This window comes from Elstera sp., from assembly GCF_044372965.1.
Taxonomy (GTDB): domain Bacteria; phylum Pseudomonadota; class Alphaproteobacteria; order Elsterales; family Elsteraceae; genus Elstera.
This window is the reverse complement of record NZ_JBILQX010000010.1, coordinates 32,294-45,807: the sequence shown is the minus strand read 5'-3', so window position 1 is coordinate 45,807 and position 13,514 is coordinate 32,294. Positions and strand designations below refer to the sequence as shown.

The following is a 13,514-nucleotide window of genomic DNA, read 5'->3' as shown; positions in this document are numbered from 1 at the left end:
CAGATGGGCAGCTTCGCCAAGCGCCGCCCGCACCAGCTTTCCGGCGGCCAACGCCAGCGCGTGGCCCTCGCCCGCAGCCTCATCAAGCGCCCGAAAGTGCTGCTGCTGGATGAGCCCCTGGGCGCACTCGACAAAAAACTGCGCGAACAGACGCAGCTTGAGTTGCTGAACATTCAAAGCAAAGTCGGCATTACCTTCGTCATCGTCACCCACGATCAGGAAGAGGCGATGACGCTCGCCGATAGAATCTCGGTGATGGACCGGGGCCGTATTCAGCAGTTGGGCACCCCCGCCGAGATTTATGAGTTTCCGAACAATCGCTTCGTCGCCAATTTCATCGGCTCGGTGAACCTGTTCGAAGCGACGCTCGCGGTGGATGAGCCCGACCGGGCCGAGTTGGATTGCCCGGATTTCGGTGGCCGCATCCACGTCGGCCACGGCATCACCGGCACGGTCGGTATGGCGTTTTCCGTGGCGGTGCGCCCGGAGAAGATCCGCATGAGCCGGACGCCGCTGGCCGATTTGCCGAACCAGATGCAGGGCGTCATCAAGCAGATCGTCTATTTGGGTGACATCTCCACCTATTTCATCGAAGTCGGCGGCGGCAAGCAGGTGCGCGTGACGCAGCCGAACCTCGACCGCTGGGCCGAAGGTGAATTTACCTGGGAAGACCGCGTGCATATCGGCTGGGCGGCCGATGGCGGCGTGGTTTTGGCGCAATAATGACGCCGCCGGGCTTTCTGCGGCGCTTGATGGGCCGCTCCACCGTCATCGCCATTCCCTACGGTTGGCTTGGCTTCTTCTTCCTCGTGCCGTTCCTGATTGTGCTGACCATCAGCCTGTCGACGGCGGACACGAGCCTGACGCCGCCCTTTACCCCGCTCATCGATTGGGTGGATCACAAGGCGCTGCAAGTGGTGCTGAACCTTGGGAACTATATGTTCCTGTTCAGCGACGATCTCTATGCGGTGGCCTACCTCAACTCGCTCAAAACAGCGGCGGTCAGCACCTTCTTCTGCCTGCTCATCGGCTACCCGATGGCCTACGCCATGGCGCGGGCCGATAAAGGCATCCGCCCGATTTTGCTGATGATGGTGATTCTGCCGTTCTGGACCAGCTTCCTCATCCGCATTTATGCCTGGATGGGTATTCTCAACAATAACGGTTTGTTGAACAATCTGCTGCTATGGTTGGGCGTGATTTCGGAGCCGATTCCGCTGATGAACACGCCAACGGCGGTGTATATCGGCATTGTCTACACCTACCTGCCCTTTATGATCCTGCCGCTATACTCGACCCTGGAGAAGATGGATCTATCGCTGCTCGAAGCCGCCGCCGATTTGGGGTGCCGCCCCTTGCGGGCCTTCTGTCTGATTACCCTGCCGCTGTCGCTGCCGGGGATCATCGCGGGATCGATGCTGGTGTTCATTCCGGTCGTGGGCGAATTCGTTGTGCCGGAACTTTTGGGCGGGCCGGAGACGCTGATGATCGGTAACGTGCTGTGGGCCGAATTCTTCAGTAACCGCGATTGGCCGCTCGCCTCGGCGGTCGCGGTTGCCATGCTGCTGCTATTGGTCGCCCCGATCATGCTGCTGCAACGCAGCCAAGGCGGTAGCCCGCACGCCCACGGGGGGCACTGAGCCATGAACCGCCGCCCCGTCGCGCTCTTCGCCTTCCTTGGGTTGGGTTACGCCTTTCTCTACGGGCCGATCCTGTCGGTGATTTTCTATTCGTTTAATGAGAACCGGCTGGTCACGGTCTGGTCGGGCTTTTCGACCAAATGGTACGGCGAGCTCTTCCGCAACGAGCGGATGATTGAGGCCGCTATCACCTCGCTCAAGATCGCCGCGATGAGCGCGACCGGGGCCGTAGTGCTGGGCACGCTGGCGGGCTATTGCCTCGCGCGGATGCCCAGCTTCTGGGGCCGCACCTTGTTCGCCGGGCTCGTCTCCGCGCCGCTCGTCATGCCCGAAGTGATTACCGGGTTGGCCTCGCTGCTGCTGTTCGTCGGGCTGGAACAGATGATCGGTTGGCCCAATGGGCGCGGGGTGGATACCATCACCATCGCCCATATCACTTTCACCCTGTCCTTCGTCGCCGTGATCGTGCAGGCGCGGCTGAAGGATATGGATCAATCGATCGAAGAAGCGGCGATGGATTTGGGCGCACGGCCCTGGCAGGTGTTTTATCTCATCACCTTGCCGCTGATTCTACCCGCCCTCGTCTCGGGCTGGTTGCTGGCGTTTACGATTAGCCTCGACGATCTCGTTATCACCAGTTTCGTCTCGGGGCCGGGCTCCTCGACCTTGCCGATGATGATTTTCTCGAAGGTGCGCTTAGGCGTGAGCCCCGAAATCAACGCGCTCGCCACGCTGATCGTCGGGATTGTCACCACGGGCATTCTCATTTCCGGCCTGCTGATGTTCCGGCAAAACCGGGAGAAAGAGCGCTCGGCGCGGGAGGCTGCGGGGGGATGAAGCGCCTAAAAGCGTCTTGGGCGCGCGCGGTGTCGGGGGTTCTGCTTAGCCTCCTTCTCGCAGCGCCGGTTCAAGGAGCCGATCCGGCTCGGATGTTAGGGCCGCTTGATGTTGTTGCCCGCCGGACCTTGGTTGCAAGAGCGGCGGGTCTTTACGCTTGCGCCGCGATTCCGGAAACGATTCGGGAAGTCGCAGGGGTGGATTTCTTCACCGACCCCAGCCAAAGCATTGTCGATGTCGATGCCCAGAACCGCCATCGCGCCGCCGTTAAACCAACGGAAGATTATGCGCGCGGGGTGCAGGCGATTGCGCTCTCCTATCTCAAATTCGCCCCCGCCGATCTGACGATTGCCGATTGTGCCCTGGATTGGCTGCACGACTGGGCTAAAAACGATGGCTTGCTGGACGACCCGTCAACCCTTGCCGCCGACCGCCAGCAGGAAAATATCATCGCGGGCCTTGCGCAAGCGGCGCTGCTGGTGATGACCGAACCGCGCCTGTCCCCTGCAAAAGTGCAACCGGTACAGGCCTGGTTCCAGAAGCTCGGCACGCTGGTTAAAGACCGTTGGAGCGATCCGGAAGCCCAGGCGATTGGCGAAGAGGCGCGCGCCTGGGCGCTCACCACGGTTTTGCTAACGGGGATCGTAGCGCAGGATCGCGGCCTGACGACCTGGGCGATTGTCGGCCTGAAGCAGTTCCTGACCCGGATCGACGCGCAGGGTTTCATTCGGGGGCTGGAGTTGCGTGAACGCCGCCTACGCCACACCCATATGATCGCCCTCAGTGCGTTGGTTTTGGCGGCGGAAACCCTGAGCCGCAATGGCCAGGATCTCTATGTCGCCGAAGGGGCCGCCCTGCGCCGTTTGGCCGATCTCGTCATTCGCGGCTATCAAGACCCCGGCCCGTTCGTGCAGAAGGCGCGCGGGATTGCCCAATCCTGGCCGCCTAAGTTTCAGCCCTATATGGCCGCCTGGATGGAGCCTTATTATACTCGCTTCCGCGATGCGCGATTGGTGCCGTTCCTCAGCGCGAACCGTCATGTTTCCTGGATACAAATGGGCGGCGATACGACCACCCTCTATGGCACGAAGCCCCTGCCCCAATAGGGCGTTTAAGGATCGATGATGAGTGATTCCATGGTTCCGGCTCAGGCCGGGTTCCGCATGCCCGCCGAATGGGCCGCGCACGAACGCTGCTTCATGGCTTTCCCCTGCCGCGCCGAACTTTGGGGGGACGGGCTTGCCGACGCCCGCGCCGCCTATGCCGCCGTGGCCCACGCCGTCGGCGAGTTCGAGCCGGTCACGATGCTGGTGCGCCCGGAAGACAAAGCCGTCGCCGCTAAGCTGCTCTCGCGCGAGGTCGAACTCTGGGAGATGCCGCTGAACGATAGTTGGGCGCGCGACTTCTGCCCGACCTTCGTAACCAATGGCGAAGGCGCGGTTGCGGGCGTCTCCTGGCAGTTCAACTGCTGGGGCGAGAATTTCCCGGATTATGCCGACGACGCCAAAGTTGCGGGCCGGGTGTTGGAGCGCCTAGGCGCGCGCCGGTTCAACGCCCCCTTCGTGCTGGAAGGCGGCGCTATCCATGTGGACGGCGACGGCACGGTTCTGACCACCGAAGAATGCCTGCTGCACCCCAACCGGAACCCCAAGCTGAGCCGCGACGAAATCGAAGCGAACCTGAAAGACTGGCTTGGTGTGGAGGCCGTGCTGTGGCTCGGGCGCGGCTATGAGGGCGACGATACCAACGGCCATATCGACGAAATCGCCTGTTTCGCCGCCCCCGGCGTGGTGCTGGCGACCGAGTGCCGCGATAAGGACGACGCCAACTTCACCGTCTTCGCGGAAAACTTCCGCCGTCTTGCCGAGATGCACGACGCCAAGGGCCGCCGCCTGACCGTGATGCCGCTGCCGCAGCCGCGTCGGCGCGACCTCAATGGGCTGCGCCTCACGCTTTCCTATACGAATTTCTTCATCGCCAATGGCGGAATCGTCATGTCCGGCTTCGATGATCCTGCCGATGATTATGCGCGGGGCGTGCTGCAAGAAGCCTTCCCCACCCATAAGATTCTCCAACGCCCGGCCCTCCCCATCACGGCGGGCGGCGGCGGTATCCACTGCATTACCCAACAACAGCCGAGCGGAGCGCTGGCCCGATGAGTGAAGATCTTCTGACTGTCGCCGCTGTGCAAATGTCCTGCGGCGGCTCCCCCGAAGAGAATATCGGCAAGGCCACCGAAATGGTGAAGCAGGCCGCCTCCATGGGCGCACGCCTCATTCTACTGCCGGAACTCTTCGAAGGCCCCTATTGGTGCAAGGACCAGGACCCGGCTTATTTCGATTGGGCACGGCCCGTGCTCGACAATCCCGTGCTCATTCACTTCATGGAACTGGCGCAAGATTTGGGCGTCGTGTTGCCGATCAGCTTTTTTGAGGAAGCCGGAAAAGCCTATTTCAACTCGCTGCTGATGATCGACGGCGACGGCAGCCCGCAGGGGCTCTACCGCAAATCCCATATTCCCGATGGGCCGGGCTATCAGGAGAAATTCTACTTCTCACCCGGCGATACCGGCTTTCAAGTGTGGGAAACCGACGCGGCCGCCGTGGGCGTTGGCATTTGCTGGGACCAATGGTTCCCGGAAGCCGCGCGGGTGATGGCGTTAAAGGGCGCGGAAATTCTGCTCTACCCCACCGCCATCGGCTCCGAACCGCCCCCCGCCCCGCCGCACGATAGTGCCGGGCACTGGCGGCGGGTGATGCAGGGGCACGCGGGCGCGAATATCGTTCCCGTGGTAGCATCCAACCGCGTCGGGCGGGAAGTGGGCGCGACCAGCGAAATTACCTTCTACGGCACCTCCTTCATCGCCGATGAAACTGGGGCGATTGTCGCCGAGATGGACCGGGAGTCGGAAGGCGTGATTACCGCCACCTTCGATCTCGACGCCATCCGCCGCCGCCGCCAAGGCTGGGGCCTGTTCCGCGACCGCCGCCCAGAACTCTACAAGGCGATCCTCGGCTACGATGGGGACGAAGAATGAACAGAGCGGCTTGCTAAAGCCCCGTCCGACCCGCTAAGGTCGCGACCCAAGTAGGCTAGCCCTGTCGGTCTAGCCTGTTGGTTTTGACGCAAATGCGTCGTCGCGGCTGGTTCCAGCCACTCGGGATTTGCTCTAGAGGACTACCCATGACCGATGTTGGAGGCGTCGCCGCCGATCAGCTTCGTTCCTATATCGAACGAGTTGAACGGCTGGAAGAAGAAAAGGCCGGCATCGCCGCCGATATTAAGGATGTTTTTGCCGAAGCCAAAGGTAATGGTTTCGACGTTAAAACCATGCGCCAGATCAGTCGCCTGCGTAAGCTGGAAGAAATCGACCGGCAGGAGCAAGAAACCCTGCTGGATCTGTATAAACGCGCTTTGGGAATGCTCGAAACCGACGTCCCGGATGACGAATAAAACTGTCACCACCAGCGCTTCAAAAATAGCGGGAATTTGCTCTAATTTAACGTTAAGCTGATTTCCGCTTCCACGTTCGGACGAAGGTGAACAAGTGCCACCCGCACTCCGTCGCATGCTCGATTTCCTGGCGCTGCCGGGGGCCGCCCTGCTGGCGGCGCTGCTGTTCCAGCAAGCGGCCGATCCGGAATGGGGAAGCCTCTTCGCCGCCTTGCCTTGGCTCGTGTGCCTCGCGGGGGCGGCGATTGCGTGGCGGTTCCGCGTCGGCAATATGGTGATGGTCTTCGTCGCCCTTGCCGCCGTTCATGGCCTGCTGGAGCAAACGGGCCGCGCCCCCTTTACCGCCGACACGTTGCGCTTCGGGGCCGCCTGGTACTGGCCGATCATGGTCGCGTGCCTCGCAACCTTGCCCGAACGCGGATTATTCAACCGGCCAGGGTTGGAACGGGTCGCCTTCATCGTTTACCCCGCGCTGATTATCTTGGCCCATGCCGCCAATGGACAACCGACCCCGTCGTGGGTGCGCACACTCCTGGTGAATACTGCCGCCACGCGGCTGCATTTGCCCGATGCAGCCCTGGTTTTCACGGTGATTGCCGCCGGCTGCCTGCTGTGGCAGTTCCGCCGTCGAGCCACCCCGCTCGAAACCGGCCTTCTCACAGTGCTGCTGCTCGCAATGGTCGGTATTGCGTTGGGCGATAACCGGGTGTACCGCGCCATCTATTTCAGCACGGCGGGCGCAGCCCTGATCGTGGCGCTGATCCAGAACTCCTACCGCGTTGCCTTTCACGACGAACTCACCGGCCTGCCCGGCCGCCGCGCGCTGAAAAGCCTGCTGACGACCGTTGGCGACCGCTATGTCATCGCCATGCTGGACGTCGATCACTTCAAGAAATTCAACGATACCTACGGGCACGACGTGGGCGACCAAGTGCTGTGCCGGGTAGGCCGGGTGATTTCCAACATCACCGGCGGCGGCCATTATTTCCGCTACGGTGGGGAGGAATTTACGGTCGTATTCCCCAACCGCAGCCTGCGCGAAGCCTTGCCGCATCTCGATGCCGTCTGTTCGGCGATGGCGGCGACACCGTTTACGGTTCGCAGTAAGGATCGGCCCGAGGCGAAACCCGATGGATCGGCCCCAACACCGGACGCGGCAAAAGCCTCCGGCACGCAGGTGACAATCACCATTTCTATCGGGGCCGCCGAAAAATCACCGCGCTATGAGGATTGGGAGGCCGTGATGAAAGCCGCCGATCAAGCCCTCTACAAGGCCAAGCAAGCCGGGCGCAACCGCGTGATGGCCGACGGGCAGAAATAGGCCCCGCCGCTTCTTTTTTAACCGGCGCGGCCTCTTCCTTGTTCGCGAGACGATATTTATGGCATGCTTTCCGGCGGGCCGTGTCATTTCGGAAAATCAAGAGCCCCTTGCCTTGACTATGTCCCCAGCGACCTCGGGGTGAGCAATCCTTTTAGGGACGGAGAGTGAATAATTATGGCGGATACGCGCTTGGACGGGCCTGAACGCCCGCAATTTTCCCCCGGCCGCAACATCGCTCTTAAAATGCCCCCACGGGATTTTTTGCAGGCGGTGGCTTTTTATCGGGATGTGTTGGGGTTCGAGCAACTTTCGGTCGATGAAACCAGCGTTACCTTCAAATTCGGCTCAATGCGCCTGTGGATCGACCGGGTGCCGAGCCTCAGCCAAGCCGAAACTTGGTTGGAAGTGCGCACCTCCGATGCGGACGCCGCAAGCGAATGGCTGGAAGCCCAAGGGATCGACCGCTGCGACGCCATCGAACCGCTGCCAGAAGATTTTCCAGGTTATTGGATTGCCGCACCGGGCGGAATCGTTCACCTCGTCCATGAGCGGATTAGCAAGCCCGAGCAAGAGGGCTAAACGCCGCTTACTGCGCCCCCTCGGGCTTGGGGGGCGTCGTTGAAAACGGTGCGCTAAACGGCGACGGGCCGACATCCAGAATAACGCGATTGCGCCCGCCCCGTTTGGCCGCATAGAGCGCATCGTCGGCCCGCTTGAGCAGCTGCTCCAATGTAACGGACACGAGGCTGCTGTCGGCGCGCAGGTCGGCCACGCCGATGCTTGCCGTCACGGGGGATTGCCGCCCGTCTGGCATGACGAAGGGGGTTTCCGCGATCAAATCGCGAATGAGATCGAGCGCGGTCAAGGCCCCATCGATCTCGGTTTCCGGCAGCAGAATCGCGAACTCCTCGCCGCCCAACCGCCCAATCAAATCTTCGCGCCGTAGGCGGGCGCGAATCCGCCGCACTATTTCTTGCAGTACCGCATCGCCGCCCGCATGCCCAAATTGATCGTTGATCCGTTTAAAGTGATCGAGATCGAGCATCGCCAAGGCTAAGGGTCGCCGATGCCGCAGCGCCCGCCCAATCTCTACCCCAGCCCTATCTAGAAAATAGCGACGATTGGCGATGCCGGTCAAAACATCGTTATTGGCAAGATCGCGCAACTGCGCCTCCCGCTGCATCATCGCGGTGATTGTGGCTTCGCGCCGCAAAATATGGCGTAGCCCAAGAGCAGAGCCCCCGATCAAGAAAAGGCTGAGAACCATTCCGCCGCCGATCAAAGGCCCGCGAATCCCTTGGGTTATCTGTTCGATCATCTCATGGGAGACCATCACTAAGACAACCAAAGGATAGCCAGGAAGCCGACGGTAAGCGCCGAGCCGCCCCATACCATCCATCGCACTCGATGCTTGATAGAGGCCCCCGCTGGGGCGCGCCGGATCGAGGAAAGGCGTATCTTGCAGCGGGTTCTCGAAGATCGTCAGCGAAAGATTAGCATCGCTCCCATCGTTACTATTGACGCGCGCGCGCACCCAGCCATCCATTCCGACAAGGGCCACGATCCCATTCGGCGCAAGCGCGGCGGCTCTCAAGAATTGCGTAAAATAACTATGGGCCACCGACAGCACGATGACACCCTTGAACCCCCCTGCTTGATCAATGATCTTTCGAGTGAACTGGAGCGATAAAGTATTCGAAACCCGGCCCACAACAATTCGGCTCACGTAAAGCTCATCCCCCGGCGCGGTGAGATGATAGCGAAAATGCAGCCGGTCGCGCAAATCGACGGGGGCGGTCGTCGAAGGGGTGCTGCTATAGGCCAAAAAACCCGCCGAATTGATGACGGAAATTTGAAAAGCGGGAAAAATCGACTGCGGAATGCCGCCATCGCGTAAAAACCGATCAAAACTCGCAGGATCGCGGAGATACGCGCTTCGCAGGGCAAGGCTCGTCCGGTCAATATCCGTTAAAGCCGATAGAAGATGCTGCTCGGTTACGCTGGCGAGGGTGGTGGCCATCGTCTCGGCAGTTTGCCGCTGATAGTCCCGATGCGCCCGCAAGGCAAGATCGACCGCCGCCCACACCACCCCAAGCAACATAAGGCAGGCTATACTGTGCAGCAGTATCAGTGGATAAAGCCTTGCCCGAGGCACCATGAGTTTTCTACCCCCCTCCCCGGCATCGGCAGACTACCGAAGGGCTACGATTCAAATGTTTCTGACGACCATTCTTATCGGATCAAGATTAATGCTCTCTTAGGATCGTCGGGCAGAAAAAAGCAAGATGAGCCCCCAAAATAACGCAAGCGCCGCCAGCCACCAACCCTGCCATAAACCAAAACTTACCAAAAACGGCACACTCGCGCCTGTGACAGCCGCACTTCCCGTCATGCGATCAGCTTTTGCGAGCGTTGCAAGCGGCCTGACCAATGCCATTAGCAGCAGCGGCAGCAGCAGCGCGCCGCCAACCCCAAGCTCCAACCAAAGCTGAAGCGCCCCGTTATGCGGATGAAGCGGCAGGAGCGGCACTGTGTCGCGTCCCAAGGCCGATTGGGCGCATGCGGGCACCGGCGCTTCGGGGGCTACAGCACCTAACCGCCGGGCCGCATCGAGCCCCCAGCCGGTCCAGGGGCGTTGCTCGATCAAGCCGTCGGCATAGGTCCAGATCAAAAGCCGGTGCGCAGCCGAGGGTTTCCCAGCCCAGAGCGCGCAGTCTTCCGCCGGGGTAAGCCCGACGGGAAGCAGCGCCGGGAGGAGCAGCGCGAGCGAGACCAACCCGGCCAAAAGCAGCGGCCCCAAGCGCCAGATGCCGATCACCGCCGCCGCGAGTGCCGCCGGAAGAATGAGTTTTGCGGCAAGATTGGCCGACATCAGCGCCAGAACTACGGCAGGCAGGACCAGGGCAAGGCGCTGCCAGAGGGGGAAGCGGGCGGCCAGCAGCATTGGGACGGCAACCAGCGCCGCCAGCACGGCGCTGCGGCCATAGGTTAGGGTATCGACGGGTTGGCCCCGCAGCCAGCCGGTCATGCCGCCATGGCTTAAAAGATCAAGAACCGCGCCTGCCGCCCCAACCGCGAGCCCCAAACACACCGCCCGCCCGCGACGCTCGGCCATCGCCCCATCGAACCCCAGCAGAAAGGCGGCAAGGCCCAAACCGGCGCTCAATTCTACAATCAAGCGCCCGGCGCGCGCCACGGCAGGCCCCGGCCATTCGGCCCAAGGGCTCAGTGCCAGCGCGAGCAGCGGGAAGAGAAAGGCAACCCCGGCCCAGCGCAACCGCCGTGCCGCTCCCAGCATCCGCACCCCGCGCCACCCGCCATCTCCCCAAGCCTCCACCGCCATCACCAGCAGCAGAAGCCCCAGCACAATCGGTAGCGCCTGGGGAAAGAGCAGACCGAGCCCCGCCAGCGCGGCGAGGCCAGAGTTTTTGAGCGTTTCGGGGAGACGCAGGCTCACGCCACGAGTGCCTTCTCCACGATTTCCGTTACGTCTTTCGAAAGACCCGGCACTTTGCGAATCCGATCCAATGCACCGCGCATCAACGCTTGTCGGGCCGGATCGAATTTCTTCCACGGCCCCAGTGGGGCCACCATCCGGGCGGCGAGCTTGCCGTTGAATTTATCGATGGCAATCACTTGCTCGGCTAAGAAACCATAGCCCGCCCCGTCCAAAGCGTGGAACTGCGCGCGGTTGCCCGCCGTGAACGCACCGACCAGCGCCCGCACCTTATTCGGGTTCTTCCCATCGTAATCCGGGTGGGTGAGCAGCGCTTGCACCTGCGCCAATGTATCCGATCGGCGGGAGAGGGCTTGGACGGTGAACCATTTATCCAGCACCAGCGCGTCATCGGCAAAATCAGCGCGGAAAGCGTCGAGAATATCGGCGCGCGCGGGCAAATCGGTATCGACAATCGCGGTGAGCGCCGCCAATCGGTCGGTCATATTCCCCGCCGCGCGCGCTTGGAGTGCGGCCTGTGCCAACGCCGCCGGATCACCGCTCGCGCACAAAAGATCGAGCGCGACGTTCCGCAGCGCCCGCCGCCCGGCGGCCTCGGCGGTTGGTTGATAAGGGCCGCTATCGGCGAGGCGCTCGGCAATCAGCCGCAACTCGGTGGCGAAACGCTGGCCGATGGCGACCCGCAGGGCATTGCGCGCGGCGTGCAGCCGGTCGGGGTGAACGATGCTCACCAACTCGGCCAGATAGGCTTCGCCGGGCAGCGCAAGGCAGAGCGCGGCAAAAGCCGGGTCGGCATCCGCCGCCAGCGTATCGCCGGTGAAGGGGGCCAAGGTTGCCGCAATTAGGGCGGCGACCGTTTCCGGCACCTCCGCACTCGGCGCGACTTTCGCCGGATCGGCTTCGGCGAGCAGATGGCGCACCAGCACCGTTTGCCCCGCCTCCCAACGCGCGAAAGCATCCGTATCATGGGCCGCCAGCGTTGCAAGCTCGGCATCGGTCCAATCGCGCTCCAGCTTCACCGGGGCGGAGAAACCGCGTAAGAGCGACGGAATCGGATGGTCTGGCACATCGACGAACAGGAAGCTTTGCCGAACTTCGGTGAGTTTGAGCACGCGCGTGCCGATATGCGCCGCAACTTCCCCCACCAGCCGCGTCGGCAGTTCCGTACCCGAAGCGGTCAGCAGCCCCATCGCCACCGGCATTAGAAACGGCGCCTTAACCGGCTGGCCGGGGGTCGACGCGCAGGCTTGGGTTAGGGTCAAGGTATAAATTTTCGTTTCAGAATCGTAACTATCCGAAACCCGCAAAACCGGCGTGCCCGCCTGGGAATACCAACGCTCGAACTGGTGTAGATCGACGCCGTTCGCGTCCGCCATCGCCGCGCGGAAATCGTCGCAGGTCACGGCCTGGCCATCGTGGCGTTCGAAGTAGAGGTCCATTCCGCGCCGGAAGCCCTCGGCTCCCAAGAACGTATGGTACATCCGCACCACTTCTGAACCCTTATTGTAGACGGTCGCCGTGTAGAAGTTGTTGATTTCAAGATAGGAATCGGGCCGCACCGGATGCGCCGTCGGCCCCACATCCTCGGGGAACTGGCTGGCGCGCAAACCCCGCACGTTGGCAATCCGCTGCACCGCCGCCGAGTTCATATCGGCTGAGAACTGCTGATCGCGGAAGACCGTTAGCCCTTCTTTCAAGGAAAGTTGGAACCAATCGCGGCAGGTGACGCGGTTGCCGGTCCAATTGTGGAAATATTCATGGGCGATAACGGCTTCGATGCCCTGATAATCCAAATCCGTCGCGGTTTGGGCGTCGGCAAGCACGTATTTTGTATTGAAAACGTTCAGCCCCTTATTTTCCATCGCCCCCATATTAAAGTCGCCAACCGCGACGATCATATAAATATCGAGGTCATATTCGAGACCGAAAACTTCCTCGTCCCAGGCCATCGCGTGCTTGAGTGATGCCATCGCGTGGCCGGTCTTGGCGGCATCCGCCGCGCGCGTCCAGATTTCGAGCGCGACAGCGCGCCCGCTGCGCGTGGTGAAACTATCAGCGCTTTTCACCAGATTCCCGGCGACCACGGCGAACAGATAGGCGGGTTTCGGGAAGGGATCGTGCCAGACGGCAAAATGCTTCCCGCCCTCCATCGTTCCGCTTTCGATACAATTTCCGTTCGACAGTAGAACCGGGTACGTCGCCGTATCGGCAATCAGGCGCACGGTATAGACCGACAAAAGATCGGGCCGATCCAGCCAATAGGTGATCTTGCGGAAGCCTTCCGCCTCGCATTGAGTGCAGAGCATATCGCCGGAGGCATAGAGGCCTTCCAACTCTAAATTCGCGCTGGGATTGAGCGTTACCACACTTACCAACTCGCCGCTTTCGGGCGGGGCGAGCAGCAAAAGCCCCTCATCGGTCAGGCGGTAATCCTGGCCTTCCACCAGCGCCACCCCATTAAGCGCGAGGCTTTCCAAAGTCAGATTGCGCCCGTGCAGCAGCAGAGCTTCACCGGGCCGATACACCTCCCCATCGCGCTCCAGACGAATCCGCGCTTCGACCCGCGTCTGCTGCCGGTCCAGCCACAGGGTCAGCGCCACACTCGGCAGGCGATAGAGCGGCGGGCGGTAATCGGCCAAACGGATCGGCGCAGGGGTCGAGGCGGGGGGAAGCGCGGAAGAATCGGCCACGATCAAATCCTTTAAAACAAACCAGATGACAGAGACCATTTCAGAGCCGGGGCAAACCTGCAATCGGCTTTCCGCACCTGCGGGGAGCCCTCGCATTTTTGGAGGGTCGGCGTTAT

General features: G+C 61.6%; 12 protein-coding genes. 9 read left to right on the top strand and 3 right to left on the bottom strand.

Annotation, left to right across the window (positions count from 1 at the left end; translation table 11 throughout):
- The 9 genes from ACIQ36_RS02965 to ACIQ36_RS02925 form a co-directional block, all read left to right on the top strand.
- Positions 1 to 723 (top strand): ABC transporter ATP-binding protein (locus ACIQ36_RS02965; RefSeq protein ID WP_395825615.1); only part of this gene is annotated, 723 nt, incomplete at its 5' end.
- Positions 723 to 1,640, top strand: a complete 918-nt coding sequence (locus ACIQ36_RS02960; protein WP_395825612.1) for an ABC transporter permease subunit — start codon at positions 723 to 725, stop codon at positions 1,638 to 1,640. The genes ACIQ36_RS02965 and ACIQ36_RS02960, both read left to right, overlap by 1 nt.
- A 3-nt stretch (positions 1,641 to 1,643) precedes the next feature.
- Complete coding sequence (locus tag ACIQ36_RS02955) at positions 1,644 to 2,477, top strand: ABC transporter permease subunit (protein WP_395825609.1); 834 nt, start codon at positions 1,644 to 1,646, stop codon at positions 2,475 to 2,477.
- Entirely contained in the window at positions 2,474 to 3,583 is a 1,110-nt protein-coding gene (locus ACIQ36_RS02950; protein ID WP_395825606.1) for an alginate lyase family protein, read from the top strand. The genes ACIQ36_RS02955 and ACIQ36_RS02950 overlap by 4 nt, the downstream gene beginning before the upstream one ends.
- Positions 3,584 to 3,601: 18 nt before the next feature.
- Positions 3,602 to 4,636 (top strand): agmatine/peptidylarginine deiminase, encoded by a 1,035-nt coding sequence (locus tag ACIQ36_RS02945; protein WP_395825604.1) that lies wholly within the window; start codon positions 3,602 to 3,604, stop codon positions 4,634 to 4,636.
- Complete coding sequence (aguB, locus tag ACIQ36_RS02940) at positions 4,633 to 5,514, top strand: N-carbamoylputrescine amidase (RefSeq protein WP_395825601.1); 882 nt, start codon at positions 4,633 to 4,635, stop codon at positions 5,512 to 5,514. The genes ACIQ36_RS02945 and aguB overlap by 4 nt, the downstream gene beginning before the upstream one ends.
- A gap of 146 nt (positions 5,515 to 5,660) precedes the next feature.
- Positions 5,661 to 5,930: a DUF2312 domain-containing protein gene (locus ACIQ36_RS02935; RefSeq protein ID WP_395825598.1), complete on the top strand. Its 270-nt coding sequence runs from the start codon at positions 5,661 to 5,663 to the stop codon at positions 5,928 to 5,930.
- Between the two features lie 94 nt (positions 5,931 to 6,024).
- Positions 6,025 to 7,251 carry a diguanylate cyclase domain-containing protein gene (locus ACIQ36_RS02930; protein ID WP_395825595.1) on the top strand — a complete coding sequence of 409 codons (1,227 nt, stop codon included), beginning with the start codon at positions 6,025 to 6,027 and terminating at the stop codon, positions 7,249 to 7,251.
- 174 nt (positions 7,252 to 7,425) lie between these two features.
- Positions 7,426 to 7,830: a VOC family protein gene (locus ACIQ36_RS02925; protein WP_395825593.1), complete on the top strand. Its 405-nt coding sequence runs from the start codon at positions 7,426 to 7,428 to the stop codon at positions 7,828 to 7,830.
- Positions 7,831 to 7,837: 7 nt separating this feature from the next.
- On the opposite strand, the gene ACIQ36_RS02920 is transcribed toward ACIQ36_RS02925, so the two are convergent.
- The 3 genes from ACIQ36_RS02920 to pepN form a co-directional block, all read right to left on the bottom strand.
- Positions 7,838 to 9,352 (bottom strand): diguanylate cyclase, encoded by a 1,515-nt coding sequence (locus ACIQ36_RS02920; RefSeq protein WP_395825590.1) that lies wholly within the window; start codon positions 9,350 to 9,352, stop codon positions 7,838 to 7,840.
- 156 nt (positions 9,353 to 9,508) lie between these two features.
- A complete protein-coding gene (locus ACIQ36_RS02915) occupies positions 9,509 to 10,708 on the bottom strand; it encodes an O-antigen ligase family protein (RefSeq protein ID WP_395825587.1) in 1,200 nt (399 codons plus the stop codon).
- A complete protein-coding gene (pepN, locus tag ACIQ36_RS02910) occupies positions 10,705 to 13,398 on the bottom strand; it encodes an aminopeptidase N (protein WP_395825585.1) in 2,694 nt (897 codons plus the stop codon). The genes ACIQ36_RS02915 and pepN overlap by 4 nt, the downstream gene beginning before the upstream one ends.
- Positions 13,399 to 13,514 lie beyond the last annotated feature (116 nt).